Raw genomic sequence first — 26,978 nt, 5'->3', positions numbered from 1 at the left:
GATGATTTTGACTACAATAGCGTATTTAAAGAAAGATGGGCAGACATTACTTCTTCATCGTATAAAAAAGAAGAAAGATATCAATGAAGGTAAATGGATTGGCGTAGGCGGTAAATTAGAACCAGGTGAATCACCTGATGAATGTGTAAAAAGAGAAATACTAGAAGAAACAGGTTATACAGTGCATTCAGTTAGATGTCATGGTTATGTCACATTCCCAGGTCTTTATTATGGTGAAGACGAAGGTATGTTTGTTTATTCTTGTCATGACTTTGAAGGGACATTAAAAGAATGTGATGAAGGTGTTCTTGAATGGGTGAATGATGATTTAATTCCTGATTATCCACAATGGGAAGCAGATTATCATTTCTTAAACTGGATGGAAGATGATCATTATCACCATGCCAAGGTGACTTATAAGAATGATGAACTTGTAGAATATAAAGAAGAAATATACTAAAAAAGAGCGCGGACATTAGATTAATCCGTGCTCTTTCATATTTTTATAAATACCATCATTCGCAATATCATCACATACTTCATCAGCAATAGCCTTTAAACCTTCTTTCGCATTACCAACTGCAACACCATGAGCTACAAATGTCAGCATTTCTGCATCATTCATACCATCACCATAAGCATATGTATCCTTTTGATCAATACCTAAATGGTTAATAAGTGCTTCAATGGCAGTATGCTTATTCACACCCGCTACAGACAATTCACCTGATGCATCACCAAATGCAGGAACAGTACATTCAATCACCTGGAATGCATCACTAAACTGCTTTCTAATCTCATCAAATGGAATAGATTCATGTTCTAAGAAACAAATCTTATTCACATCATTTCTATACATATTCTCATTTTCAATCAGTGCAGTAATAAAATGACTTGGTTCCTCTTCCTTCTTTCTTCTTGCTTCAGGATCATTTTCTAGATCACCATAGATGATGCTTTCTAATCTTTTAATGAGGTTCTTAGAGGCAAATAAACCACCATTAGACTCTAAATAATAGTCATAATGATTTGTTTCAAAGAAGTCTACAACACGATGAACATCTTCATCACTGACCTTCTTATGATATAACATCTTATCACCCATCTGTACAAATCCACCTCCAGCACCAATAATGCCATCAAATCCTACATCTAAAATATAAGGATAGATTTCTGCAAGAGAACGCCCTGTACAAAGGTAACATAAATTTCCTTTTTTACGCGTCTCGTGCACTGCCTGGATAGTTGATTCAGGAATACATTCCTTTACAGGTCTCACATCAACTAAAGTCCCATCTACATCAAAAAATATAATCTTCTTACGCATATACTCTCCTATAACATCTTTTCATAAGGTATTTCAGGTTTAATAAAACTATCTGGGTTATTTTCATCATACTGTTTCAAAAAATCAATAATCTGATTGGTCAATACAGTAGGGGTAGAAGCTCCAGAACTTACTCCTACATGTTTCTTTCCTTTAAGCCATGATAAATCTAACTCTTCAAGACTTCCAATCATCTTGGTATCTTTATGTGCTTTCTCCATACTAATAGAAGCCAGCTTCTTTGTATTATTAGAATGAGGATCACCTACAATAATGACTAGATCAATATCTTCATCCATCTTCGCAATGGCTTCCTGTCTAATCTGTGTAGCTGAACAAGTTTCCTTCATGATCTCTACATCTAATATTTCTTTCGCATACTCACATAAATCATAAACATCATAAAGGGACATAGTTGTCTGGTTTGTCATGACATAATGTTTATCTTTATCGAGTGTCTCTAAATCCTTCTTAGATGTAATTAAATGAATATGTTCAGGATCAATCAATAATGCACCTTCAGCTTCAGGATGATTCTTTTTACCTATATATAAAACATCCTTACCACGCTTTAACTGTTCCTTAATAAGCGTATGTGTCTTAATAACATCTAAACATGTTGCATCCACTACATTGAGTCCTTTACTCTTTGCCTTCTCAATGACACAATCTCCTGCACCATGTGCTGTAATAATAACTGTTCCTTCATTGATTTCATCAAGAAGTTCCATTCTAGTCTTACTTGCATCCTCAATTGTGATAGCACCACGCTTCTTTAATGCATCCACAATAAACTGATTATGTACAATCATACCAAGTACTGTAATAGGACCTGGCTGTTCTATTGTCTCTTTTACTATATTAATGGCACGTATAACACCCTTACAATATCCTCTAGGGACAATTCCTGTAACCTTCATATTCTTCACCTCAAAAACAATTCTAACATAAGTGAGATTAGATTTGTTTTTTTTTAAAATCATGGTATGATAATAGACGCTAAAGGAGGCGAATTATAATGGATTTATTTGACAAATTTCAATTTAATGATTATGTAAAAAAGACTTTAAACAACATACATTTCACATCACCAACACCTATACAGGATAAGGTGATCCCCCTTGTTTATAAGAATAAAGATATTATTGGTATCTCACAGACAGGTACTGGTAAAACTCATTCATTCTTAATTCCTATTATTGATCGTATTGATACAAATGCAGATTATGTACAGGCTGTTATTACAACTCCTACAAGAGAACTTGCACATCAGATCTATGAAAACGCAAAGGAATTTAAGAAAGAAAACCCTGATTTAAGAATCTCACTAGTGATTGGTGGTTCTGATAAGCAGAAGGCTATTAATAAGCTTTCTACACAGCCACATATCGTTATTGGTACACCAGGACGTATTAAAGACTTATCTTTAAATGAACAGGCTTTAATTATCACTACAGCTACTACATTTGTAGTGGATGAAGCCGATATGACTTTAGAATATGGTTATCTTGAAGATTTAGATGCAGTCTTATCTAAGATGAGAGAAGATTTACAGATGCTTGTATTCTCAGCTACTATTCCTGAACATTTATGGCCATTCTTAAGAAAATATATGAATGCGCCAGAATTAGTACAGATTGATGCCCATAAGAAAACAACAGACAATACAAAACATTACTTAATTCATACAAAGCATCATGACCGTTATACAGTATTAAAGAATATCATGGATATCATCGATCCATATATCTGCTTAATCTTCTGTAATAAGAGAACAGAGGCCACTAAGCTATCTGATCAGTTAAGAAGTGATGGTTATCGTGTCGGTGAAATTCATGGTGACTTAGAACCACGTGAACGTAAACAGATGATGAGACGTATCAACAATAATGAATATCAGTACATTGTAGCTACAGATATTGCGGCTAGAGGTATTGATATTGATGGTGTATCTCATGTTATTAATATGGAATTCCCAACAGAAAGAGACTTCTATATTCATAGATCTGGTAGATGTGGTCGTGGTAAGTATAAGGGTGAATGTTACTCTATGTATGATTCATCTAATCAGCAGATGGTTGAATCACTTGAAAAGAAGGGTATTCACTTTGAAGTAAAAGAAATCCGTAATGGTGTATTAACGGATGCCAAGGCACGTAATAAGCGTAAGAATAGAAATGCGCCACAGTCTGAATTAGAAAAAGAAATTCAGCGTATTATTAAGAGACCTAAGAAGGTTAAACCTGGTTATAAGAAGAAGAGAAAAAGAGAAATTCAGGCTATTTACCAGAAAAAGAAAAGAGATATTATTCGTAAAGATATTCAGAGACAGAAAAAAGAACGTGCGAAACAGGCACAGAGAGAAAAACGTGAAAGGGAGAACATGCAGTGATTATAGGTTCACATGTCTCAATGGGTGGTAAGGAAATGCTTCTAGGAAGTGTAAAAGAAGCATTAAGTTATAATGCCAATACATTCATGTTTTATACAGGTGCGCCTCAGAATACGAGACGTAAACCTGTTTCTGAATTACGTGTAGAAGAAGCCAAAGAATTAATGAAAGAAAAGGGAATAGATATGGACAAAGTTGTTGTTCATGCCCCTTATATTATTAATTTAGGAAATACAATCAAGCCTGAAACAAGAGAACTTGCCGTATCATTCTTACGTCAGGAAATTGAAAGATGTGACGAAATTGGTGCTACAAGACTTGTTCTTCATCCAGGTGCTCATGTTAAAGCAGGGGATGAAGCAGGATTAGATGCCATTGTATCTGGCTTAAATGAAGCAATGAAACCAGACCAGAAGGTACATATTGCCTTAGAAACAATGGCTGGTAAAGGCACTGAACTAGGTAGAACATTTGATCAGTTAGCTTATATTATTGATCATTGTGATTATCCTGAATTATTAGGTTTATGTTTAGATACTTGTCATTTAAATGATGCAGGTTATGATATTTCTGATTTTGATGCAATTCTTGATGAAGTCGATGAAAAAATCGGTTTAGATAAGGTATTAGTTGTTCATGTCAATGACTCTAAGAATCCACAAGGTTCTCATAAAGATAGACATGAGAATATTGGTTTTGGGACAATCGGTTTTGATACATTAGACTCTATTGTATCTAATGAACGCTTAAAGGATGTTCCTAAGATTCTAGAAACACCTTATATTGAAAAGAATGCACCTTATAAAGAAGAGATTGAAATGTTGAAAAAGCATGAATTCAACCCAGGTTTAAAAGAAATGTTTGAATAAGCAGCCGTAATTGGTTGCTTATTTTTTTTATGTTCAATAAGTACATAATTTGGACGTAAAACTTTTCGATTGAATTTATGATTGTCTTTGATGTGTATTGTTGAATTATTCAGCTATATTATTACCTTGTCATGTAACGAGTAAGTTATTAATTTGGACGAAAATCCCACAAAGAGGGTGTTTTAAAATTTACGATTGAAAATAGCGCGGACGAAAAAGTTTTCGATTGAATTTTCGATTGTTTTTACGCGTATTTTTGCTTGAATAAGCTCTATATATGTATCTAGTGAGTGTTTGATGTTATAAAAAATACTGTTATATACTTTATAATTTTGATTATGTTTTAAAGCATGAACGAAAATTGAATCGATTGAAATTACGTTCATTTTTAATTTTATTTATGAGAAATGGAATGTATTCTGAGATTGATATTCGTATAATTAAGTGTATTATTCGCTCGAAAATCATATAAAAAGGGTGTTTTTTCTGATTTACGATTGAAATAATTTGGACGAAAAAGTTTTCGATTGAATTTACGCTCATTTTTAATTATACTTAAAGTAGTAGGATAGGAAAGGAGATAGTAATATGCGTGAAACAAGAAATTTAGAGTTCAAAGAAACAATCACAAGTACTTTCTTGAAAACAGTCAGTGCTTTTTCTAACTATGATGGTGGAACAATCTTGTTTGGAGTTGACGATGATGGCAATATTAAAGGTTTATCAGATCTAATCAAATCATGTTTAGATATTGAAAACAAAATCAATGATACTATTTCTCCACAACCAGATTATGTACTTGAACCAAATGAAGTAAACAAGACCATAAAACTTATTGTGAAAAGTGGATTACAGAAACCATATTTATATAAATCAAAAGCATACAAGCGTAATGATTCTGCGACTATAGAAGTAGATACATTAGAGTTCTCAAGACTTGTATTAGAAGGTAAAAATATTAGCTTTGAGGAATTACCATGTAAAGACCAAAATCTTACTTTTCATTTTCTTGAAGAACAATTAGAAAAATCTATTCAAATCAATTCGTTTACTTTAGACACATTAAAAACTCTTAATCTCTATGATAATAATAATGGTTATAATAATGCGGCTGGTTTACTAGCAGATAATAATGATTTCCCTGGAGTTGATATTATAAAATTTGGAGAAAATATCAGTGTTATTCAGAAAAGAATTACATTTGATCATATGTCTATTCTAGAAGTCTATAAGAAAACACTTGAGGTATTTAGAGATTATTATAGATATGAAGTGATAGAAGGACCTGAAAGAAAGAATGTAGAAAAGATACCAGAAGCAGCTTTTAGAGAAGCTATTGCGAATGCTCTTATTCACAGGGTGTGGGATGTGAATTCTCATATTAGAATATCTATGTTTGATAATCATATCGATATAGTGTCTCCAGGTGGATTGCCTTCGGGGATTTCTGAAGAAGAGTATTTGAATGGTAAAATATCTGTTTTAAGAAATAGAAATCTTGCGAATGTATTCTATCGATTAGGCTTTGTAGAAATATTTGGGACAGGTATTACACGAATCAAACAATTATATGAAAGTAGTTTTGTGAAACCTCGTTTTGAAGTATCAGAAAATGCTATAAAGATTGAATTGCCTGTTTTTGAAGATATTTCTGATTTGACAGATGATGAGCATCTTATTTTAAAAGCATTAAGTAAAACAGTCCTAAAATCTATTAGTGAAATAGTACCAAGTACACCTTTTGGTAAATCAAAAGTATCTTCTCTATTAAAAATATTAGAGAAAAAGGGAGTTATACTGATTCAAGGAAAAGGTAGATCTACAAAATATATAATAAAATAGAAAATCTAACGTAAAAAAGCGAGTTTATGAATTACTCGCTTTTTTCTTCAACCATCTTTAAAATCTCATCTTTAAGTGTCTGAACCATATCTTCCTGTTTAACACGTTTTACAATCTCTCCATGCTTAATAAGAAGACCTTCACCAACACCACCTGCAATACCAATATCTGCATGACGTGCTTCCCCTGGACCATTTACTGCACAACCCATGATTGCGACTGTAATATCGAGATGAATATCCTTTAAGAAATCTTCCATCTCTTTAGCGATAGGAATCAAATCATACTGAATACGACCGCAAGTAGGACATGATACAAGAGTAGGGACACCCTTTAATAAACCTAATTCCTTTAATAGAATCTTAGCAACCTTGATTTCTTCTACAGGATCATCACTTAAAGATACTCTAATAGTATTTCCAATACCTTCATATAATAATGTACCAATACCTAAAGAAGACTTAATAGTGCCTCCTAAGGCTGTACCTGCTTCAGTGACACCTACATGCAAAGGGTAAGGGAATGTTTTAGATGCTAATTCATATGCTTTAATAGTCAACATTGTATTAGAAGACTTTAATGAAATAACGATATCATGGAAATCTAGATCCTCTAGAATTTTTACATGCTTCATTGCGGATTCAACCATACCTTCAGGTGTAGGTTCTCCATATTTCTCTAGAATATCTTTTTCTAAAGAGCCACCATTAACCCCAATTCTAATAGGGATATGCTTTTTTTTACATGCATCTACAACTGCTTTTACCTTTTCGATAGAACCAATATTACCAGGATTAATACGTACCTTATCGATACCAGATTCTATGGCAATAAGAGCGAGCTTATAATCAAAATGAATATCAGCCACTAAAGGAATATGAATCCCTTTCTTAATCTCTTTAATTGCATAAGCATCTTCTTTATCAAATACAGCCACTCTTACAAGTTCACAGCCTGCCTGTTGTAATGCATTGATCTGTTTAATAGTTGCTTCTACATCCTTAGTCTTTGTATTACACATAGACTGAATCACTACATGATTATTACCACCGATAGTTAAATTGCCTACCTGTACACTTCTTGTTTCTTCTCTTAACATATTTCTATACCTCGCACTTTATATTTTAAGAAACTTACACCCTAAATGCAAGGTATAAGAAAACATCCAGCAAAATGCTGGATGTTTATGTTTCATATAGAAAACTCTATCAATTATCCGATTGAGTTAATTTTCTTCTGAAGTCTTGCTTTCTGTCTGCTAGCATAGTTCTTGTGATGGATATGCTTAGTTACAGATGAATCTAACTGTCTTGTGCAATCGTTAAATTCCTTAGTAGCAACTTCCTTGTTACCTTCTTCTACAGCCTTTAATACCTTCTTGATTGAAGTCTTTAAAGCGCTCTTTACTGCGTTGTTTGCTAATCTTTTTTCATTATCGTTTTTATAACGTTTAATCTGCTGTTTCATGTTTGCCATAATAATCTCACCTCGTTCTATAGTTTGCTGAACTATAATACCAAAAATGCTAGATGATTGCAATAGTTTTTTTGGCTTTTCCTGTGTGGTAGCACTTATAAAATGAGTATGTTATAATAAAAAAGACAATACAGGAGGAATTTTATGAGTAAAAAAATTGTTTTTATGGGAACTGCATCTTTTTCATTAAAAGTACTGCAGATGTTATTAGAAAATAAATATGATGTTGTGGGTGTTGTCACTCAGCCAGATCGTTATGTAGGAAGAAAGAAAGTACTCACTATGAGTGATGTGAAACAGGAAGCATTAAAACATGATATTCCTGTATTACAGCCAGAACGTATTAGAAATGACTATCAGGCAGTCTTAGATCTAAAGCCTGATTTAATTATTACTGCAGCTTATGGACAGATTGTACCAACTGCTGTATTAGAAGCACCACGTCTAGGATGTGTGAATGTACATGCGTCTTTATTACCACTTTATCGTGGTGGGGCACCAGTGCATCGTGCTATTATTGATGGTCGCACAGAAACAGGTGTGACTATTATGTATATGGCAGAAAAGATGGATGCAGGTGATATTATCTCTCAAAAATCCACACCAATTACAGATGATGATAACTTAGAAATTGTATATGATCGTTTAACTGATATTGGTGCTGAATTATTAAAGGATACATTACCATCTATCTTTGATGAAACAAATGATAGAATTCCACAGAATCCTGATGAAGTTGTTTATGCACCTATTATTAAGAGAGAAGATGAAAGACTTGACTGGAATAAGACAGCAAGAGAAATCTTTAATCACGTAAGAGGCTTATATCCTCATCCGGGTACATTTACCACTTATAATGGACAGATTGTAAAAATCTATAAGGGTGAAATTCATGACTGCCCTAATGCCAAGGAACATCATAAAGATGAAAAGAATGGTACTATCGTTAAGATCTTTAAAGATGCAATTGGGGTAAAGGTAGAAGATGGTGTATTCGTTATTACAGAGATACAGCTTTCTGGTAAGAAACGTATGTCTGTAAAGGATTATTTAAATGGTAAGAATATATTCGAGGTAGGAACTCAGTTTGAGTAGGTGATATTTATGAGAATGGTAGATCTTATTGAAAAGAAAAAAGATAATGTAGTATTAACTGATGAAGAAATTCATGAATTAATCCAGGGATATACGAAAGGTGATATTCCTGATTATCAGATGAGTGCTTTCTTGATGGCTGTTGTCTTTAATGGATTAACAGATCACGAAACAGCCCAGCTGACTTTAGAAATGATGCATAGTGGTGATGTGATTGATTTAAGTGGTATTCATGGTATTAAAGTAGATAAGCATTCTACTGGTGGTGTTGGTGATAAGACATCTTTAGTATTAGGTCCAATGGTAGCTGCATGTGGTGTACCAGTCGCTAAGATGAGTGGTAGAGGACTTGGACATACAGGTGGGACTCTAGATAAGATGGAGTCTATTCCAGGACTTAATATTTATGTCAATGAAGAAGATTTTATTAAACAGGTGAATGACATTCATTTAGCTATTATTGGTCAGACAGCGTCTCTTGATCCTGCTGATAAGAAGATGTATGCATTAAGAGATGTCACTGGAACTGTTCAGTCTATTCCTTTGATTGCTTCTTCTATTATGAGTAAGAAGTTAGCTGCAGGCAGTGATGCAATTTTACTTGATGTAAAATATGGTGATGGTGCTTTTATGAAGAACTTAGAGGATGCGAAGAAGCTTGCTCGTACAATGATCACAATTGGTCAGCATCTTCATAAGGATACAAGAGCCACTATTTCTAATATGTCCCAGCCTTTAGGCTATGCAATTGGTAATTCATTAGAAGTGAAAGAAGCGATTGCAACACTTAATGGCAATGGTCCTGAAGATTTATTAGAATTATGTCTAACTGCAGGAAGTACAATGCTGATGATGGCACAAAAGGCAGAAACAGTGACTGAAGCAAGAAAGATGCTAGAAGACGCCATTTCTTCTAAAAAAGCATTACATGCCTTAGAAGCAATGGTAAAAGCACAGGGTGGAGACAGCGATTATATTCTTTATCCTGAAAAGTTTACAGTAGCTGAACACATATTTGATGTTTATGCACCTGAAACAGGATATATTGAAGATCTAGAGGCATTAACTCTTGGACTAGTATCAATGCGTCTAGGTGGAGGAAGAGAAACAGTCACAGATGAAATTGATCATAGCGTTGGTTTGATTCTACATAAGAAGATTGGTGATTATGTAGAACAGGGAGAACCATTAGTGACTGTTCATGATAATGGTAAATGGACACAAGAAAGAAAAGAAGAATTATTAAGTGCATTCCATTTTAGTAAAGAAAAGGTTGAAAAACCTATATTGATTGATGAGATTATGGAGTAATATATGAGTAAATTTTTATTTTTTGATATTGATGGTACATTAGTAGGAAAATCAAGACATGTAACAGAAAAAACAAAAGAAGCGATTCAAGCAGCAAAGAATGCAGGAAATAAAGTATTCTTATGTACAGGTAGAGCACCTACTTCTATTGTAGGTGATGTCAAAGCATTACCGATAGATGGTATTGTGGCAAGTGCAGGAGGATTTGTTCAGGTAGATGGAAAGTATATCTTTAAGAACTACATGGATCAATATACTCTTTCAGAAATGATGACACTCTTTGTGAATCATGGTATCTTATTCTGTCTAGAAACTGAACATGCTATTTATCAGACACCAGGTGTGAATGAATTCTTTGACAAGAGACACAATAAGGAATTTGGGGATAATGTAGAATTACAGAGATTCTTTGAATTAAAACGTCAAGAAGAAAATCGTATTCCTATCTCACAGTTTGATTTAGAAAAGACAGGTGTCACTAAGATTGGTTTTATTGCCCCTGATCCGATTGCTTTTTATGATTGTGTAAAGTATATTGCGCCAATGTTTAATATTGTGACATTCTCTAAATATGAAGATGATTTCATTAATGGTGAAATCATCTTAAAGAACTGTACAAAGGCAGATGGTGTGAGACGTGTTGTGGATTATTATCATGGAGATATGAAGGATACAATCGGTTTTGGAGATTCTATGAATGATTTCCAGATGATTGATGCATGTGAAATTGGTGTCGTTGCAGAGAATGCGCCAGATAAATTAAAAGCCATTGGAACATGCTTCTTCAAGGATCCAGATGCTGATGGTTTAGCAGATGCGATTTATGAATTAAAATTAGATCAGTAGGAGATGATTGTATGAAGTATGAAATTAAAGGAAAACCACTTCCTGTCGCAATACTTCATCTAGATCAAGGCGAATCTATTTTGACAGATAGTGGCGCAATGGTATGGATGAAACCAGCTCTAACTATGGATACTGTATCAGGTGGTATGAAATCTTTATTTGGCCGTGCTTTTTCAGGAGAAACACTTTTCTTGAATAAATATACAGCGACACAGCCTAGTATGATTGCCTTAGGCTCTTCTTTTCCTGGTGATATATTAGTCTATGATGTGAGTCAGGGAGATATTATCGTACAGAAGTCTTCTTATCTTGCAAGTGAAGAAACTGTAAAAAGAGAAATCTCATTCTCTAAAAAAGGAACTATTGGTTTCTTTGGTGGAGAAGGGTTCATCATGAATAGATATTTTGGCTCAGGTTTACTATTTATTGAGATAGATGGTACAGCTATAGAATATGACTTAAATCCTGGTGAAGAGCTGATTGTGAATACAGGTAACCTTGTCGCAATGAGTTCATCTTGTCATATTGATGTTGTTTCTGTAAAAGGTATAAAGAATAAGTTCCTAGGAGGAGAAGGATTCTTTAATACAGTAGTCAAGGGACCAGGCCATGTCATTGTACAGACAATGCCTATTTCTACATTGGCTGAAAGCTTATCTGGTTTTATGCCTCAAAATGATTAGAGGAATGTCCCTTAGGTGAATATGTAATTATAAAAGGATGTCGGCGACATCCTTTTTAAATACGATCCCAATCTGTGTGTTCATCTTCTTCGGTAATTTCTCTAATAACATGGCATGGATTACCTACGGCTACACTGTTGCTAGGAATATCCTTTACAACAACACTGCCTCCACCAATAACAACATTATCTCCAATAGTGACTCCAGGCATCACTTGAACACCTGCACCAATCCAGACATTATTTCCCACCGTAATAGGATAAGCAAATTCAAGTCCTTGATTTCTACGTTTTGTATCAATTGGATGTCCCGCAGTATAAAAACCACAGTTAGGTGCGATAAAGACATTATCTCCAAAAGTTACTGGAGCACAATCAATAATGACAGTATTATGATTCGCAAAGAAGTTTTTTCCTACCTTGATGTTATATCCATAATCACACCAGAAAGATGCTAGAATCGATGCGGTATCATCTATTTGTCCAAGTAGTTCCTTTAATAGTTTCTTTTGATTCTCTACATCAGAAGGCATCAGCTGATTGAATTTGAAACATAAATCTTTTGCGATTGTTCTTTCTTTAAGTAGATCTTCATCATTGTTGGCATTATACAACATTTCTTTCAACATTTTCTCTTTTTCAGTCATATTTTCTCCTTACCTATATCATAATAATATAGTTAATATATCAATTAAACGTTTTTATTAGAAAAAACTGTTTAAATAGAGGGTCTGTGATATAATAGATAGGAATTAAAACAAGTTTATAAAGAAGGAGCTCACCATGAAAAAATTCATTATTGATCCAATGGACTTATCTGTTGAAGAAATTGATGATTTAATCGCACTCGCAAACGATATCATCAAAGACCGTACACGTTATCAGGACGTATGTGCACATAAGATTCTTGCAACATTATTCTTCGAACCTAGTACACGTACAAGATTATCTTTTGAAAGTGCTATGTTATCACTTGGAGGAAAGGTATTAGGATTCCCAACTGCTAACGTATCTAGTGCCTCTAAAGGAGAAACAGTATCAGATACAATTCATGTAGTTAGCGGTTATTGTGATATTATCGCGATGCGTCATCCAAAGGAAGGTGCTCCAGTTGTGGCTTCATCAACATGCACTGTACCTTTAATTAATGCAGGTGATGGAGGACATAATCACCCTACTCAGACATTAACTGACTTATTAACTATTCAGAGAGAAAAAGGCACTTTAAAGAACCTTACAGTAGGTTTCTGTGGTGACTTGAAGTTTGGACGTACAGTTCATTCATTATTAAAAGCAATGTCACGTTATGAAGGTACTAAGTTTGTATTTATCTCTCCAGATGAATTAAAACTTCCTGAATATTTAAAAGAAGACATTCTTGATCCAATGGGTATTGAATATAAAGAAGTACGTAGCATGGAAGAAGTCATGCCAGAATTAGATATTCTTTATATGACAAGAGTACAGCAGGAACGTTTCTTCAATGAACAGGATTATATCCGTTTAAGAGATACTTATATCTTAGATGAAGAAAAATTACAGGCTGCAAAGAAAGATATGATTATTATGCATCCACTTCCACGTATCAATGAAATCAAGACTGAAGTCGATGCAGATCCAAGAGCTGCTTATTTCAGACAGGCTCATAATGGACGTTTTATCCGTATGGCATTGATCTTAAGCTTATTAGGATTACAGAATGAGGTGGAAAGATTATGAGAATAGACAGTATTAAAAATGGTATTGTGATTGACCATATTGCAGCTGGTAAGGCAAAAGAAGTATATGATGCTCTTGATCTAGGTAAGTTAGATTGTCAGGTTGCAATCATCATGAATTGCCGTTCTAATAAGATGGGTAAGAAAGATATCATCAAGATTGATAACGATTTTGATGTTGATTTAGATGTATTAGGTTATATTGATCCTAATATTACTGTTTCTATTATTAAGAATGGTGAAACAGTAGAAAAGAAAAACTTACAGCTTCCAGAAAAAATCATTAATGTGGCTAAATGTAAGAACCCAAGATGTATTACATCTGTAGAAAGAGATTTAGATCAGGTGTTCTATCTAGCAAATAGAGAGAAACGTATCTATAGATGTTATTATTGTGAATCTAAGGCTGAGAAGAAGGACTAAGTCCTTCTTTTTTTATAATTTAATATTTAATAGCATACTATTGACATTAGATTGAAAGTGTACTATCATTCTAATGCGCAGAAGGAGGTAAACTGATGAGAGAAAGTGAAGCAGTAGGCTATATTAAGCATATTAATGACTGTTTAAAGAAGCGTGCGAATAATTCTTTAAGAAAAGAAGGATTAACTTTAATGCAGTCCCATGTTTTATTGAAATTACAGGACGCACCTGATCAGAAAATGACCTTTAAGGAGATTGAGAAGGATTTACATGTAGCTCAATCAACAACTGCGGGACTTCTTAGAAGACTTCAGGAAAAGAATCTGATTGATTGTTGTGATGATCCGAAGGATAAGCGAATTAAAGTTGCCTGTTTATCACAAAAAGGAGAAAGCCATTGTGCACAGGTAAGACGTAATATAGCGCAATCAAATCGTTTGATGATGAGTGGATTAACACAGGAAGAAATTGATACTTTAGCTGATCTTCTTAGTAAAGTCTATTCAAATTTAGAAAATAAATGAAAGGGGAAAAAAGATGAATATAATTCGTGTGCTTAAGAAAAGTATTCGTGAATACAAGAGAGATTCTATTTTGACACCTATCTTAGTTGCCTTTGAATCATTGACAGAATGTTTTCTACCATTGATGGTCGCAACTTTGGTGAATAAAATGCAGAACGGTTGTGATCTCTCTGTTATTGTGAAATATGGTGTGATACTTATTATCATGGCTTGTTTCTCACTCCTATTTGGTGCTCTTGCAGGTATTACTGCAGCCAATGCATCAGCAGGTTTTGGTAAGAACTTACGTAAAGACTTGTTTGTCGCAGTTCAGAACTTCTCATTTGAAAACATTGACCGTTTCAGTGCATCATCACTTGTTACTCGTATGACAACGGATGTTACTAACGTTCAGATGGCTTATATGATGATTATTCGTACAGTTATACGTGCGCCACTTATGTTGATCTTCTCATTAATCATGGGATTTGTAATGGGTGGTCGACTTGCATTAATCTTCTTATTCACTATTCCAGTACTTGGTATTGGTTTAGGTCTTGTTATTAAGAAGACAATGCCTTTATTTAGAAAAGTATTTAGAAAATATGATAATTTAAACAACTCAGTACAGGAAAACATTAATGGTATCAGAGTTGTAAAATCATTTGTCCGTGAAGACTTTGAAATGAAGAAATTCAATACTGCAGCAGAAGATGTTTGTAATGACTTCACAAGAGCTGAAAAGATTCTTGCATTAAACAACCCAATGATGCAGTTCTGTATCTATGTTGTAATGATCTTTGTAATGACATTTGGTTCATTCTTAGTTGTTAATTTTGGTGGAGCTATTATCCAGGTAGGTCAGTTATCTTCATTACTTACTTATAGCTTCCAGATTCTTATGAGCTTGATGATGTTATCTATGGTATTTGTCATGGTGACTATCTCTATGGAATCATGTGAACGTATTGTTGCTGTATTAGAAGAAAAACATACTATCTCTAATCCAAAAAATCCTATCTATGAAGTAAAAGATGGTTCTATTGATTTTAATAACGTTTCATTTAAATATTCTAAACGTGCTGATCGTTATGCCCTTGCAAATATTAATCTACATATTAAATCTGGACAGACTATTGGTATTTTAGGTGGTACTGGTTCTTCTAAAACATCACTTGTTAATCTTATTTCACGTCTTTATGATGTAACTGAAGGTGAAGTAAAAGTCGCTGGTGTAAATGTAAAAGACTATGACTTAGTGACTCTAAGAGATGCAGTTTCTGTTGTATTACAGAAGAACGTCTTATTTTCTGGTTCTATTAAAGAAAACTTACGCTGGGGTAATAAAGATGCTACAGATGAAGAAATAGTAGAAGCATGTCATCTTGCATGTGCTGATGAATTCATCGAACAGTTCCCAGATAAATATGATACACATATTGAACAGGGTGGTACTAACGTTTCTGGTGGTCAGAAACAGAGATTATGTATTGCACGTGCATTACTTAAGAAACCAAAAATCTTAATTCTTGATGACTCTACAAGTGCTGTAGATACTAAAACAGATGCTATTATTAGAGCAGGATTTAAGAAGTTTATTCCTGAAACAACTAAGATCATTATTGCTCAGAGAGCATCAAGTGTACAGGATGCAGATCAGATCATTATTATGAATAATGGTTCTATTGAAGCAATCGGTACACATGATGAACTTCTTGCATCAAATCCAATTTATCAGGAAGTATACTATTCACAAAACAAGGGAGGTGAACAGGATGAAAAATAATCGTGGTAATAAGAAGAACACATTTACACGTTTGATCAAAACACTCTTTGAATTCTATCCTGTTCTTCTACCTGTCATTATTTTCTTAATTCTTTTTAATGCAGTTGTCAGCTCTATTCCATCTATCTTCATGCAGAATATTATTTCTGTTATTGAAAAGTATTGGCGTACTAAAGACTGGGTACATGCAAAACCTGAAATCTTCTCAATCGTTGTTGTATTACTCGTTCTTTATATTCTTTCATTAATCGCATCATTTACATACAACCGTTTAATGGCTGTAGTGACTCAGGGCTCATTAATGAAGTTCAGAGAAAAGATGTTTGCGAAAATGGAAAGTCTTCCTATCCGTTATTTTGATACAAATGCACATGGTGATATCATGTCTATTTATACAAATGATACAGATACATTAAGACAGCTTATTTCGCAGTCATTACCTGCACTTATGCAGACTTCTATTGTTTTAATCACAGTGGTTAGTATCATGCTTTATTTCAGTTTATGGCTAGCAGGAGTTATCTTCATTGGCTGTATCGTCATGGTTTTAATTACTAAGAATTTTGGTGCTAAGAGTTCAAGATTCTTTATTAAACAGCAGCAGACACTTGGTGAAACTGAAGGTTATATTGAAGAAATGATGAACGGGCAGAAGGTCATCAAAGTATTCAACCATGAAGAAGAAGCAATTGCTGGATTTGATAAAGTAAACAATGAATGGTTTGAAGCGTCAAGAAAAGCCAATACGTTTGCGAATATCTTAATGCCTATTCTAAATAACGTAGGTAATATACTTTATGTATTAATTGCCTTAACAGGTGGAATTCTTCTTTACTTAAAAACACCTAATATTTCATTATCTGGTATGGCTTTAAATATTTCTATTGTTGTTCCATTCTTAAATATGACTAAGCAGTTCTGTGGACAGATTGGTCAGATTTCTCAGCAGATCAACTCTGTTGTTATGGGGCTAGCAGGGGCTAGTCGTATCTTTGGATTATTAGATGAAGAACCTGAATTTGATGAAGGTTATGTTACTTTAGTGAATGCTAAAGAAGAAAATGGTGAATTAGTAGAAACAACTGAACGTACTGAAATGTGGGCATGGAAACATCCACATGAAGATGGTACTGTGACTTATACAAGACTTGAAGGCGATGTAGAAATGCATGATGTAGATTTCGCTTATAATCCTAATAAGATGATTCTTCATAACATCACATTATATGCAAAGCCTGGTCAGAAAGTAGCCTTTGTAGGGGCTACTGGTGCTGGTAAGACAACTATTACTAATCTTATTAACAGATTCTATGATATTGAAGATGGTAAGATCAGATATGATGGTATCAACATCAATAAGATCAAAAAGCCTGATTTAAGAAGATCACTTGGTATTATCTTACAGGATACAAACCTCTTTACTGGTACAGTTATGGATAATATCCGTTATGGTTATCTAGAAGCGACAGATGAACAGTGTATTGAAGCTGCAAAGCTTGCGGGTGCTGATGATTTCATTACTCGTTTACCAGATGGTTATAACACAATGTTGACTGGTAATGGGGCAAGTTTATCACAAGGTCAGAGACAGCTTATTGCGATTGCAAGAGCTGCTGTGGCAGATCCACCTGTTATGATCATGGATGAAGCAACATCTTCTATTGATACACGTACAGAAGCAATTGTACAAAAGGGTATGGATGCTTTAATGAAGGGACGTACTGTATTTGTTATTGCACATAGATTGTCTACTGTACAGAACTCAGATGTAATCATGGTATTAGATCATGGTCATATTATTGAACGTGGTTCTCATGAGGACTTAATTAAACAGAAAGGTCAGTATTATCAGTTATATACTGGAGCATTCGAATTAGAATAAAATGAGCATGCCTAGAAGGCATGCTTTTTTGAGGTGTGCCGGGCATGGCACTGATTCAGTCGGAGATAAACCGACCACAGGTAGTTACCGCCAAGTGTAGTGAACCACAAGCCGATACCATAAAGGTAGGAGTGAAGGAAGTGGTGTAGCAATTCCTTTGAGCGTACGAACAGAAACTTGATATAAGGCTAAATGGTGGATAAGGTTGCCTTACAAACCGAAGTCCTAAAGGTAAACGTAAAACCAAGAGAGTAAATCAAGGCGTTGTGAAGGAAACAGGATTAGTGAATTACCCCGGGAGGCCTCACAGGCAACGAAGTCCAATATCTTTAAAATCAGTGATGGTAAGTTGTGCGACAAAAAGCTCACTGTGAGGAGTCAGCTGAGGTCATAGTAGGTGTCTCACCAACACTAAAGGACCTAATGTTTATATGATGTTACTCATCATAAAGCAATGTCTAGATAGTTCGAAATTGGAATCATTTCATAAATGGAAAACGTAATTTCTGTGGAGATGAAGGAAGAGGGAACAGTTCTAGATAAATCTACGATATGAAAAGGAGAACACAGACATGAGATTAATTGATGAAATACTTAGTGATTCTAACATCGACAGGGCTATTCTACAGGTCAAGAGAAACAAAGGTGTATCTGGAATCGACAAGATGACAGTAGATGAACTTGATGAATATTTCTATAAGTATAGAAGAGAGATTAGATACTCTATACTTAATAAGAAGTATAAGCCCCAATCAGTCAAGAGAGTCTATATCCCAAAGCCTAATGGCAAGAAAAGACCATTAGGTATACCTACAGTAGTGGATAGAGTTATTCAACAGGCTGTTGCACAGATATTGATGAAGAAATTAGATTCTTCATTCAGTGAATTCAGTTATGGATTCAGACCAAGAAAAAGTGCACAGATGGCTGTATTAAAGACTCTAGAATACATCAATGAAGGTTATGACTGGGTTATAGACTTAGATATTGAAGCATACTTTGACACTGTAAATCATGATAAATTAATCTCAATACTTAGAGAAAAGCACGTGAATGACTCAACAACATTACATCTTATTCGCAAATTCATGCAGGCAGGGATTATGGAAGATGGTTTAGTAAAACCTTCGAGAATCGGTGTGCCTCAGGGAGGTCCACTCTCACCAATCCTTTCTAACGTTTATTTAGATAAGTTTGACAAGGAACTGGAATATAGAGGACTACGCTTTGTTAGATATGCAGATGACTGCAATATCTTCGTTAAGAGCGAGATGAGTGCAAATAGAGTAATGAAGTCAGTCACTTCATGGCTAGAGAGAAAACTATTTCTTAAAGTCAGCGCTACTAAAACCAAAGTGGTCAGACCACCCGAAAGCAAGTTTCTAGGATTCACCTACCTCCAAAGGAATGGTGAATGGAAATGCAAGCCTTCCAATCAGAGCAAGATGAAAATCTACGATAAATGTAGAAGAGAACTTATAAGAAGGATAGGAATTGCACGCCCTCTTGCAGTTACATTCAAGAGAATCAATCAGATTGTAGTGGGGTGGATTAACTATTATCGAATAGGCGTGATGAAATACTTCATTGACGTCTTTGGTCAATGGCTTCGCCATAAAATCAGAGTAATCATTTTGAAACAGTGGAAAAGACCTAAAACGATTTATAAAAACTTATACAAAATGAATAGGCTATTTTCTTGCCAATTTTCTGATGAACAAATCTTTTCGGTGGCAAACTCTAGACGCGGACTTTATAGCCAGGCCTGTGGTCATGTAATTAATAATATTATTAGTCCCAAATTCTTGGGTAAAAGAATAGGAGATAGACCTGGTCTGATCAATCCCCTTAATTACTATCTAAGTTAGTCTGAAATTATCATATAAATGTAGCGCCGTATACGAGACCCGTACGTACGGTGCAACGGGAGGCACAGAAATAATAGTTAATTAACCTTTTAATATTATTCCTTGTCTACCCTATTGCAATTACACTATCGTACAGTCTCATTTGTTTCTTCTATCAGTAGTTATCTTAAGTTTTTCTAATCATTATAATAAGGCGTATTTCTTGTGTAAGAACTGTTTTGATATTACAATGATTGCAGCAACTATTATTCTCTGTTTAGTAACACGTTCACCACTCTATGGCATATGTGTAGGACGTATTATTAAATGGTTTTAAATAAAGCAATTTAGTTTGATAAGGAGTTAATAATGCATGATATCTGGAATCCCTGGCATGGCTGTGTAAAGTATTCTGAAGGGTGTATGAATTGTTATATGTATGTTTTGGATAAGATGAGAAATCAGGATGGTTCACATATATATAAGACCAATGATTTTGCATATCCACTTTCTAGAAATAGAGATGGTACATATAAGATACAAAGAGGAGAAAAGATAAGAGTCTGTATGACAAGTGATTTCTGTCTAGAAGAGGCAGATATATGGAGAGATGATGTCTGGTCCATGATCAGAAGAAGACAGGATGTCATTTTCTATATACTTACTAAAAGAGCAGAAAGACTTGAAGAATGCTTACCAGATAACTGGGGTGATGGATATGAGAATGTAATACTTAATGTTACATGTGAGAATCAGAAACGTGCTGATGAACGTATACCTATTCTATTAGATATTCCTGCTAAACATAAAGGAGTTATGTTAGCACCTCTTATCGGTCCTATTGATTTAGAAAAGTATTTAGATGGACGCATAGAAGAAGTGACATGCGGTGGAGAGAATTATGGTGGTACAAGAGCATGTGACTTCGATTGGATTAAATCTTTACATAATCAATGTGTGAATAAGAACACTACATTCACTTTTATAGAAACAGGATCTCATTTTGTGAAGGATGGTATTCATTATCGAGTGAAAGGAAAAGTAGCTCAGACAAGAATAGCTTATCGTTCTAAAATGAATTATCAAGGAAATAAACCAGTATATCATCTTTATGATTTCTTTGATAATGAATTAAGAGAAGATCAGTTGTATAAAAGAGAATTCAGTGAACATTGTATAGAATGTGCATCAAAACCTATATGTAATGGATGTGCAAGAAGATTTGGATGTAAACAATGTCTTTGATAATGAGAAAAAAGAAGTTTCAAATAGTATGAATAAGTAGAAGACTATAAGAGTAATTCTTATAGTTTTTTTGATACGTTTAAAGGAGATAGATGATGGAAAAGAATAAACCAAGATTATCTCTAGATGAACAGATTCAACATTTGAAAGACAAGGGAATACTTTTCAATATCATGGATGAGGATTCTGCTAAACAGTATCTCAAATACAACAATAATTATTATAAGTTGACTTCTTTCAGAAAAAATTATGATAAACATCCAGGTGGAAAAAATGAGGGAAAGTATATTAATTTGGAATTTGCGTATCTAGTAGATGTGTCAATCATTGATATGCGTCTTCGCTATAGAGTAGTAGAAATGGCTTTGGATATTGAACATCATACTAAATTACAATTATTAAGAAAAATAGATGAGTATGATGAAGATGGTTATCAAATAGTCAAAGATTATATTGGTTCTTTGGATGACAGGCAAAAGAATAATTTTGAATCTGAGATTAATAGGAACAGAAGAGGTATCTATTGCAGGGATATTATTGAAAAATACGAAGGTAATTATCCTGTTTGGGCATTTATTGAAATAATATCGTTTGGGAAATTGGTTGGATTTTATCACTATTGTGCTAATCGTTTCTCTGATAAGGAAATGAAATATGATTATTATGGGTTGTTAACTTGTAAAAAAATTAGAAATGCATCAGCTCATAGTAATTGTATATTAAATGATTTGAGATCTCATACTGCAGAACATCGAACAAAGAAAGATATTACAGAAGAACTAATGAATATTCCGCATATGAATTCTAATTTCAGAAAGAATAGAATGAGTAACGAGAGAATTCAACAGATTATCACATTATTGTATATGCATAAGAAAATGGTAAGAAGTGAAGGAGTTGCCTTATATGAAAGTGGGAAATTGAAGAAATTAATAAGAAGGATTGATAGAAATTCTACCTATTATAAGACAAATAAATTAATCCAAGGAACTTTCAAATTTCTAGGATTAGTAGTTGACAGTTGGTTTTAGACAGTGTAACATTGCAGTAGATGAAAAAAGATATTCTTTTACAGTAGCGGCATTGTGCAAACGATGTTTGCTCGGGTTTTCTATTAATAGACCTCTTCGGAGGTCTTTTTTGTACATAAAAAACACATGTTTCCATGTGTCTTACTTAATAGTTGGATTGTAGTAAGTAATATGATGCTTCTTACAATAAGCATTGATTGCAGCTCTCCAGTCAGTATTTTTAGTATACTCTACTAAATAAGTCGCAATACCTTTTTCCTGACATGTATTTAAATATTTCTTTAATCGTGTTGATACTTTAGTATCCTGTTTTACATATTTCTTACCCTGTTTCTTAGTCATCATACAAGTCTGGTTTACACCTGCAACCATCTTAGAATTCTTATAAACAGTTTCTCTATAATCATAGGCATTATTCACAATAACTTTTAACTTATTCTGATTTGCTTCTTTAATAAGAGCATCTAATGCATCTGCATCATCAATCTTACTAATAAAAATACCATCAGCCTTTAACTCTTCAGCTTTATGATGTGGTTTCTTTAAATTCATATAGAAATAAATCTGTTTAGACTTCTTTCTTAAAACCTTCATATCTTCTATAGTTAAATCTTTACTTCTCACTACAATAAGATCATAGTGTTTCTTCATCTTAAGAAGCTCACTCTTTTTCTTTTTAGTAAGGACTGCATATGTACTCGCTTGTGATTTAACAGCTGTTTTAGAAGAACATCCAGTTAATACAAAGAAAGTACATAATACTAGTGTTAATATTTTTTTATACATTTTCTCATACCTCGCATCTCTTACATTATCACAATTTTTTCATTATGTGAACCCAGATTGTTTTAAGTGTGAAGTAGTTTTATAATAAATAGCCAAAAGGGGAAAGTTATATGACACAATATGAATCACAGTATGAGAGAATGATCAAGCAGCCAATCCCTTCTCTGATACTTACTCTCGCATTACCAACAACAATCTCAATGTTAGTGACTAATATCTATAATATGGCTGATACGTACTTTGTCTCTACAGTTGGGACAAGTGCTACAGGTGCAGTAGGGATTGTTTTTGGATTGATGGCTATACTGCAAGCTTTTGGTTTTATGTTTGGGCATGGAGCAGGCGCAAACATATCAAGAAGACTAGGGGCAAAAAGAGTAGAAGAAGCACGTATTTTTGCATCTACAAGTTTTTTTGGTTCACTCTTTTTTGGTGCTTTAATTGCGATACTTGGCCTTATATTCCTAAACCCGCTTATGTATTTAATGGGTTCAACTTCTACTATACTACCTTATGCAAGAGCCTATGCCTTCTTTATTTTGATTGCAGCACCTGCCATGACTTTATCATGTGTGATGAATAATATACTAAGATATGAAGGACAAGCATCACTTGCAATGATTGGACTCACATCTGGTTCTATTATTAATATCTTTGGTGATTATATTTTTATGCGTATATTTCATATGGGTGTCACTGGTGCAGGACTCTCTACGGCCCTGTCTCAATATATCAGTGCATTCATTCTCTATTCTATGTATCACAAAGGAAAGACACAAAGCTGTTTCAAATGGCAATATGTAAGTTTAGAAAAACATGTAATTGGAAGTATTGTTGCGGTAGGATTCCCTTCATTATGTCGTCAGGGATTAAATAGTATCAGTGTTATGACTCTTAACTTTGCGGCAGGAATCTATGGAGATGAAGCGATTGCGGCAATGAGTGTTGTGAGTCGTATATCTAATCTCATCTTCTCAGTAGGAGTAGGCATAGGTCAGGGTTTCCAGCCAGTATCAGCATTTAGCTATGGTGCTAAACGATATGACCGTTTGAAACAGGCATTTATCTTCACTGTGACTCTTTCTACTATTCTATTAAGTATTATTAGTGTCATCTGTTTATGCTTCACTAAACCGCTTCTCTTACTCTTTACACAGGATAGTCAAGTACTCTCTATTGCGCAGCTTGCGATGAAATTTGAATGTATTGCGATATTCTTTATGGCTATTAGTATTGGTGCAAATATGTTGTTCCAAAGTATTGGTAGAAGTGTTATAGCGACATTTCTAGCTGCTTTAAGAAGTGGTTTGGCTTTTATCCCACTAGTCATTCTATTGCCTCACATATGGGGTATTACAGGTTTAGCCTTATCTCAGCCTATATCTGATTTATGTGCAAGTATTATTCCTATTCCCTTTATTTTTAGTTTATTCAAGGAATTATCCTAAAACTATGGTATAATCATTTCGGTGATTAAAATGAAAAATATGAAACAAACAATATTAGAATATGTAAAAGTAATTCTTGTGACAGTAGTTCTTACATATGGTTTCTTATTCTTTGTCCAGATTTCTCATGTAGAAGGACAATCTATGGAACCTAATTATCATGAAGGGAACATTGTCTTAGTCAATAAGCAGTTCTATCATTATGATGATGTAAAATATGGTGATGTTGTCATTGCAAAATGTAATATATTAGGACAGCAGAGACAGATCATTAAAAGAGTCATTGGCAAGCAGGGTGATACAATAGAATGTATTGATCATGAACTCTATCGTAATGGTAAGAAAGTCAATGAAACATATATCAATGAACAAATGACAGACAGTAATTGGACTTATACAGTTCCTAAAGGTGATGTCTTTATTATGGGGGATAATAGAAACCATTCTACAGATTCCCGTTATATAGGTGCTGTTTCTTTTAAGAAAGAAATAGTCGGTAAAGTATTCTTTAAGGCCTTCTAGTAAAGGTCTTTTTTATATTACATATTAGATTTAACTAACTTAGCAAGCAAAATATGGGAATTTACTAAATTCCATAAATAATACCGCTTACATATGATAATTACAAAATTAGGCTTTGCATATTGTAAATATCTCTGTTATTATGGGGTAAAATAGATAGGAGCTAACATAATCTATTTAGAAAGGATGAAAAAATGGCTAAGAAATTCGAAATTACTAGAGGTAATGCAATCTTAAACTTCTCTGAAGAATTCTGTCAGAGTAGATGTGAATTAGTGGAAAGTGAATCTTTCTCTAAGGTATTGGAGAAATTCATTAAGAATCAGCGCAGATTAGAAACACAGTTATATATTTATTTACATGAACGCAATGCGGATGATTTCTTCTTATTAGGAGATTTAAGAAGCATTTTCAAGTTATTACTTGTACTTGATGCAGAACAGGTTTGTGCATTAAGACCAGAATATGCAGTGTATTTTGAAGATCGTGATATGTTCGTAAAGTTAATTGAAGACATTTATTTATACTGGAGAAAACTTCAGAGATATGCAATTGTTTTCAATGACTCAAAGAAATCAGGTTACCAGAGTGTACAGTTTGCTGACGCTCAGGAAGCATTTGAAAAACTTGTATTAGAAGTATATCGTTCAATGCAGAGAGCTGTAGGTAAGAACGATAAGGTATTAAGACAGATTACAGCAGGTGTGAATGCTGGTTTAACTGTTACTCACTTAACTACAGGTTTACCTGATGATTATGAATGTTTAAAGGATGTTCCATTCATTGAACAGGTTGTTATTCATCCACCATTCATCACTTATTCTAAGAGAAACAAAAGAGATGGTGTATTCCCAGAAAGTAGAACAAATCCAGTCACTGACTTAACATTTAATCCTGATCAGTGGTTATGTTACCCTGCAAAGGTTGGTAAGTTATTATGTTTCGTTTACTTCAATACTAAGTTTATGGCACAGGGTGTTACTTTATGTAACTTATTTGAACTTGCTGATGAATCAGAATATAGACATAATAAACCAGATCTAGTATATGTATATGGTTATGAAGATGGTAAGAAGGATCAGTCATTCTTCCAGGATGACAAGAACGATATGATGGTTGCTAAACTATCAGCAAGTGATGAATTCGATTACTTCGGATATATGAAGAAGATGTGTTTAACACTTCACAACGTATCTAACATCAACCACCACAAATTACCTATCCATGGTGCTATGATCCAGATGAAGTTACATGATGGTTCTGAAAAGAATATCGTTGTAATGGGTGACTCTGGAGCTGGTAAATCAGAAACTATTGAACAGATTAAGGCTTATGGTGAAGCTTATATCGAAGATATCAAGACTATTTATGATGATATGGGTTGCTTATCATTAGTTGATGGTAAAGTAAAGACTTCAGGTACAGAAGTTGGTGCCTTCGTTCGTCTTGATGACTTAGATGCTGGTTACAGCTTTAAGGAATTAGATAGATCTGTATTCATGAACCCAGATAAAGTCAATGCTCGTATTGTAATTCCTATTACTGATTATAAGGATGTTATCGCTGATCATGATGTAGATATCTTCTTATATGCTAATAACTATGAAGCTGAAGGTGAAGCCTTAGAATTCTTTGACAATGAAGAAGATGCATTAAAGGTATTCAGAGCTGGTAACCGTATGGCTAAGGGTACTACTACTGAATATGGTTTAGTTGGCTCTTATTTCGCAAACCCATTTGGTCCAGTTCAGAGAAAAGAACAGACAGAACCATTATTACAGGAATTCTTCCATAAGATGTTTGAACAGGGTGTACAGGTTGGTGTACTTCGTACAAGACTTGGTATTAAGGGTCAGGAATATGATGGTCCTAGAACTGCTGCAAAGACTATCTTACATTATGTAACTGGTGATAATGATCTTAAGGAATTACCAGAAGAACAGTAAT

Annotated in this window: 25 protein-coding genes; 19 read left to right on the top strand and 6 right to left on the bottom strand. The window is 34.0% G+C overall.

Going from position 1 to position 26,978, the window contains the following annotated elements:
* The first annotated feature begins 1 nt into the window (after position 1).
* Complete coding sequence (locus NQ499_RS11230) at positions 2 to 460, top strand: NUDIX hydrolase (RefSeq protein ID WP_006505507.1); 459 nt, start codon at positions 2 to 4, stop codon at positions 458 to 460.
* Positions 461 to 475: 15 nt separating this feature from the next.
* On the opposite strand, the gene NQ499_RS11225 is transcribed toward NQ499_RS11230, so the two are convergent.
* Together NQ499_RS11225 and NQ499_RS11220 are read right to left on the bottom strand one after the other, a co-directional pair.
* On the bottom strand, positions 476 to 1,327 hold the full coding sequence (locus NQ499_RS11225) for a Cof-type HAD-IIB family hydrolase (RefSeq protein WP_006505506.1): 852 nt from the start codon (positions 1,325 to 1,327) through the stop codon (positions 476 to 478).
* An 8-nt stretch (positions 1,328 to 1,335) separates the two neighbouring features.
* The gene (locus tag NQ499_RS11220; protein ID WP_040389831.1) at positions 1,336 to 2,247 is read right to left on the bottom strand and encodes a 4-hydroxy-3-methylbut-2-enyl diphosphate reductase; all 912 of its coding nucleotides are present in this window, start codon (positions 2,245 to 2,247) and stop codon (positions 1,336 to 1,338) included.
* Between the two features lie 98 nt (positions 2,248 to 2,345).
* Between NQ499_RS11220 and NQ499_RS11215 the strand changes: the two genes are divergently transcribed.
* From NQ499_RS11215 to NQ499_RS11205, 3 genes are all read left to right on the top strand, one after another.
* Complete coding sequence (locus tag NQ499_RS11215) at positions 2,346 to 3,719, top strand: DEAD/DEAH box helicase (RefSeq protein ID WP_006505504.1); 1,374 nt, start codon at positions 2,346 to 2,348, stop codon at positions 3,717 to 3,719.
* Entirely contained in the window at positions 3,716 to 4,588 is an 873-nt protein-coding gene (locus NQ499_RS11210) for a deoxyribonuclease IV (protein WP_040389830.1), read from the top strand. Before NQ499_RS11215 ends, NQ499_RS11210 begins: the two co-directional genes overlap by 4 nt.
* 588 nt (positions 4,589 to 5,176) lie before the next feature.
* Positions 5,177 to 6,430, top strand: a complete 1,254-nt coding sequence (locus tag NQ499_RS11205; RefSeq protein ID WP_006505502.1) for an RNA-binding domain-containing protein — start codon at positions 5,177 to 5,179, stop codon at positions 6,428 to 6,430.
* Between the two features lie 31 nt (positions 6,431 to 6,461).
* Here NQ499_RS11205 and ispG read toward each other — a convergent pair whose 3' ends face one another.
* Positions 6,462 to 7,529, bottom strand: a complete 1,068-nt coding sequence (ispG, locus tag NQ499_RS11200; RefSeq protein ID WP_006505501.1) for a flavodoxin-dependent (E)-4-hydroxy-3-methylbut-2-enyl-diphosphate synthase — start codon at positions 7,527 to 7,529, stop codon at positions 6,462 to 6,464.
* A gap of 113 nt (positions 7,530 to 7,642) precedes the next feature.
* Positions 7,643 to 7,906, bottom strand: a complete 264-nt coding sequence (gene rpsT / locus NQ499_RS11195; RefSeq protein WP_040389829.1) for a 30S ribosomal protein S20 — start codon at positions 7,904 to 7,906, stop codon at positions 7,643 to 7,645.
* 144 nt (positions 7,907 to 8,050) lie between these two features.
* On the opposite strand from rpsT, the gene fmt reads away from it, so the two are divergent.
* From fmt to NQ499_RS11175, 4 genes are read left to right on the top strand one after another with little or no spacing between them, the layout of a single operon-like run.
* A complete protein-coding gene (gene fmt / locus NQ499_RS11190; protein ID WP_259848515.1) occupies positions 8,051 to 9,001 on the top strand; it encodes a methionyl-tRNA formyltransferase in 951 nt (316 codons plus the stop codon).
* Between the two features lie 9 nt (positions 9,002 to 9,010).
* Complete coding sequence (locus NQ499_RS11185; protein WP_040389828.1) at positions 9,011 to 10,312, top strand: pyrimidine-nucleoside phosphorylase; 1,302 nt, start codon at positions 9,011 to 9,013, stop codon at positions 10,310 to 10,312.
* Between the two features lie 3 nt (positions 10,313 to 10,315).
* Positions 10,316 to 11,158, top strand: a complete 843-nt coding sequence (locus NQ499_RS11180; protein WP_006505497.1) for a Cof-type HAD-IIB family hydrolase — start codon at positions 10,316 to 10,318, stop codon at positions 11,156 to 11,158.
* A gap of 11 nt (positions 11,159 to 11,169) precedes the next feature.
* Positions 11,170 to 11,841, top strand: a complete 672-nt coding sequence (locus tag NQ499_RS11175) for a TIGR00266 family protein (RefSeq protein ID WP_006505496.1) — start codon at positions 11,170 to 11,172, stop codon at positions 11,839 to 11,841.
* Between the two features lie 55 nt (positions 11,842 to 11,896).
* Here NQ499_RS11175 and NQ499_RS11170 read toward each other — a convergent pair whose 3' ends face one another.
* Positions 11,897 to 12,487 carry a sugar O-acetyltransferase gene (locus NQ499_RS11170; RefSeq protein WP_006505495.1) on the bottom strand — a complete coding sequence of 197 codons (591 nt, stop codon included), beginning with the start codon at positions 12,485 to 12,487 and terminating at the stop codon, positions 11,897 to 11,899.
* Positions 12,488 to 12,623: 136 nt separating this feature from the next.
* Here NQ499_RS11170 and pyrB point away from each other — a divergent pair, with 136 nt between their 5' ends.
* The 8 genes from pyrB (at position 12,624) to NQ499_RS11130 (ending at position 22,275) form a co-directional block, all read left to right on the top strand.
* Positions 12,624 to 13,559: an aspartate carbamoyltransferase gene (pyrB, locus tag NQ499_RS11165; protein WP_006505494.1), complete on the top strand. Its 936-nt coding sequence runs from the start codon at positions 12,624 to 12,626 to the stop codon at positions 13,557 to 13,559.
* Entirely contained in the window at positions 13,556 to 13,981 is a 426-nt protein-coding gene (locus NQ499_RS11160; protein WP_006505493.1) for an aspartate carbamoyltransferase regulatory subunit, read from the top strand. Before pyrB ends, NQ499_RS11160 begins: the two co-directional genes overlap by 4 nt.
* Positions 13,982 to 14,076: 95 nt before the next feature.
* Positions 14,077 to 14,505: a MarR family winged helix-turn-helix transcriptional regulator gene (locus NQ499_RS11155; RefSeq protein ID WP_006505492.1), complete on the top strand. Its 429-nt coding sequence runs from the start codon at positions 14,077 to 14,079 to the stop codon at positions 14,503 to 14,505.
* A 13-nt stretch (positions 14,506 to 14,518) separates the two neighbouring features.
* Positions 14,519 to 16,270: an ABC transporter ATP-binding protein gene (locus NQ499_RS11150; protein ID WP_006505491.1), complete on the top strand. Its 1,752-nt coding sequence runs from the start codon at positions 14,519 to 14,521 to the stop codon at positions 16,268 to 16,270.
* Entirely contained in the window at positions 16,260 to 18,152 is a 1,893-nt protein-coding gene (locus NQ499_RS11145; RefSeq protein ID WP_006505490.1) for an ABC transporter ATP-binding protein, read from the top strand. The genes NQ499_RS11150 and NQ499_RS11145 overlap by 11 nt, the downstream gene beginning before the upstream one ends.
* Before the next feature lie 572 nt (positions 18,153 to 18,724).
* The gene (ltrA, locus tag NQ499_RS11140) at positions 18,725 to 20,020 is read left to right on the top strand and encodes a group II intron reverse transcriptase/maturase (RefSeq protein ID WP_259848505.1); all 1,296 of its coding nucleotides are present in this window, start codon (positions 18,725 to 18,727) and stop codon (positions 20,018 to 20,020) included.
* 348 nt (positions 20,021 to 20,368) lie between these two features.
* On the top strand, positions 20,369 to 21,244 hold the full coding sequence (locus NQ499_RS11135) for a DUF5131 family protein (RefSeq protein ID WP_006504923.1): 876 nt from the start codon (positions 20,369 to 20,371) through the stop codon (positions 21,242 to 21,244).
* Between the two features lie 95 nt (positions 21,245 to 21,339).
* A complete protein-coding gene (locus tag NQ499_RS11130) occupies positions 21,340 to 22,275 on the top strand; it encodes an Abi family protein (RefSeq protein ID WP_050772150.1) in 936 nt (311 codons plus the stop codon).
* Positions 22,276 to 22,416: 141 nt separating this feature from the next.
* Here NQ499_RS11130 and NQ499_RS11125 read toward each other — a convergent pair whose 3' ends face one another.
* Positions 22,417 to 23,061 (bottom strand): hypothetical protein, encoded by a 645-nt coding sequence (locus NQ499_RS11125; RefSeq protein ID WP_006504925.1) that lies wholly within the window; start codon positions 23,059 to 23,061, stop codon positions 22,417 to 22,419.
* Positions 23,062 to 23,171: 110 nt separating this feature from the next.
* Between NQ499_RS11125 and NQ499_RS11120 the strand changes: the two genes are divergently transcribed.
* The 3 genes from NQ499_RS11120 (at position 23,172) to NQ499_RS11110 (ending at position 26,977) form a co-directional block, all read left to right on the top strand.
* Positions 23,172 to 24,509 carry an MATE family efflux transporter gene (locus NQ499_RS11120; protein ID WP_006504926.1) on the top strand — a complete coding sequence of 446 codons (1,338 nt, stop codon included), beginning with the start codon at positions 23,172 to 23,174 and terminating at the stop codon, positions 24,507 to 24,509.
* Between the two features lie 30 nt (positions 24,510 to 24,539).
* Entirely contained in the window at positions 24,540 to 25,031 is a 492-nt protein-coding gene (gene lepB / locus NQ499_RS11115) for a signal peptidase I (RefSeq protein ID WP_006504927.1), read from the top strand.
* A gap of 194 nt (positions 25,032 to 25,225) precedes the next feature.
* Positions 25,226 to 26,977, top strand: coding sequence for a hypothetical protein (locus NQ499_RS11110; RefSeq protein WP_006504928.1), 1,752 nt, complete (start codon positions 25,226 to 25,228; stop codon positions 26,975 to 26,977).
* The last annotated feature ends 1 nt before the right edge of the window (position 26,978 follow it).

This window comes from Catenibacterium mitsuokai, assembly GCF_025148785.1.
Classification (GTDB): domain Bacteria; phylum Bacillota_I; class Bacilli_A; order Erysipelotrichales; family Coprobacillaceae; genus Catenibacterium; species Catenibacterium mitsuoka.
Note: the sequence above shows the minus strand (reverse complement) of the source record. Positions and strands in the feature narration are given on the sequence as shown.

Bases quoted from the DNA above. Each gene is read 5' to 3' on its own strand.
- NQ499_RS11215 (WP_006505504.1), top strand. From the start codon at position 2,346: ATGGATTTATTTGACAAATTTCAATTTAATGATTATGTAAAAAAGACT.
- NQ499_RS11150 (WP_006505491.1), top strand. From the start codon at position 14,519: ATGAATATAATTCGTGTGCTTAAGAAAAGTATTCGTGAATACAAGAGA.
- lepB (WP_006504927.1), top strand. From the start codon at position 24,540: ATGAAAAATATGAAACAAACAATATTAGAATATGTAAAAGTAATTCTT.
- NQ499_RS11185 (WP_040389828.1), top strand. From the start codon at position 9,011: ATGAGAATGGTAGATCTTATTGAAAAGAAAAAAGATAATGTAGTATTA.
- NQ499_RS11145 (WP_006505490.1), top strand. From the start codon at position 16,260: ATGAAAAATAATCGTGGTAATAAGAAGAACACATTTACACGTTTGATC.
- NQ499_RS11125 (WP_006504925.1), bottom strand. From the start codon at position 23,061: ATGTATAAAAAAATATTAACACTAGTATTATGTACTTTCTTTGTATTA.
- NQ499_RS11170 (WP_006505495.1), bottom strand. From the start codon at position 12,487: ATGACTGAAAAAGAGAAAATGTTGAAAGAAATGTTGTATAATGCCAAC.
- ltrA (WP_259848505.1), top strand. From the start codon at position 18,725: ATGAGATTAATTGATGAAATACTTAGTGATTCTAACATCGACAGGGCT.
- fmt (WP_259848515.1), top strand. From the start codon at position 8,051: ATGAGTAAAAAAATTGTTTTTATGGGAACTGCATCTTTTTCATTAAAA.
- NQ499_RS11110 (WP_006504928.1), top strand. From the start codon at position 25,226: ATGGCTAAGAAATTCGAAATTACTAGAGGTAATGCAATCTTAAACTTC.
- NQ499_RS11155 (WP_006505492.1), top strand. From the start codon at position 14,077: ATGAGAGAAAGTGAAGCAGTAGGCTATATTAAGCATATTAATGACTGT.
- NQ499_RS11130 (WP_050772150.1), top strand. From the start codon at position 21,340: ATGGAAAAGAATAAACCAAGATTATCTCTAGATGAACAGATTCAACAT.
- NQ499_RS11175 (WP_006505496.1), top strand. From the start codon at position 11,170: ATGAAGTATGAAATTAAAGGAAAACCACTTCCTGTCGCAATACTTCAT.
- NQ499_RS11160 (WP_006505493.1), top strand. From the start codon at position 13,556: ATGAGAATAGACAGTATTAAAAATGGTATTGTGATTGACCATATTGCA.
- NQ499_RS11225 (WP_006505506.1), bottom strand. From the start codon at position 1,327: ATGCGTAAGAAGATTATATTTTTTGATGTAGATGGGACTTTAGTTGAT.
- NQ499_RS11135 (WP_006504923.1), top strand. From the start codon at position 20,369: ATGCATGATATCTGGAATCCCTGGCATGGCTGTGTAAAGTATTCTGAA.
- NQ499_RS11205 (WP_006505502.1), top strand. From the start codon at position 5,177: ATGCGTGAAACAAGAAATTTAGAGTTCAAAGAAACAATCACAAGTACT.
- pyrB (WP_006505494.1), top strand. From the start codon at position 12,624: ATGAAAAAATTCATTATTGATCCAATGGACTTATCTGTTGAAGAAATT.
- NQ499_RS11120 (WP_006504926.1), top strand. From the start codon at position 23,172: ATGACACAATATGAATCACAGTATGAGAGAATGATCAAGCAGCCAATC.
- NQ499_RS11230 (WP_006505507.1), top strand. From the start codon at position 2: ATGATTTTGACTACAATAGCGTATTTAAAGAAAGATGGGCAGACATTA.
- rpsT (WP_040389829.1), bottom strand. From the start codon at position 7,906: ATGGCAAACATGAAACAGCAGATTAAACGTTATAAAAACGATAATGAA.
- NQ499_RS11220 (WP_040389831.1), bottom strand. From the start codon at position 2,247: ATGAAGGTTACAGGAATTGTCCCTAGAGGATATTGTAAGGGTGTTATA.
- NQ499_RS11180 (WP_006505497.1), top strand. From the start codon at position 10,316: ATGAGTAAATTTTTATTTTTTGATATTGATGGTACATTAGTAGGAAAA.
- ispG (WP_006505501.1), bottom strand. From the start codon at position 7,529: ATGTTAAGAGAAGAAACAAGAAGTGTACAGGTAGGCAATTTAACTATC.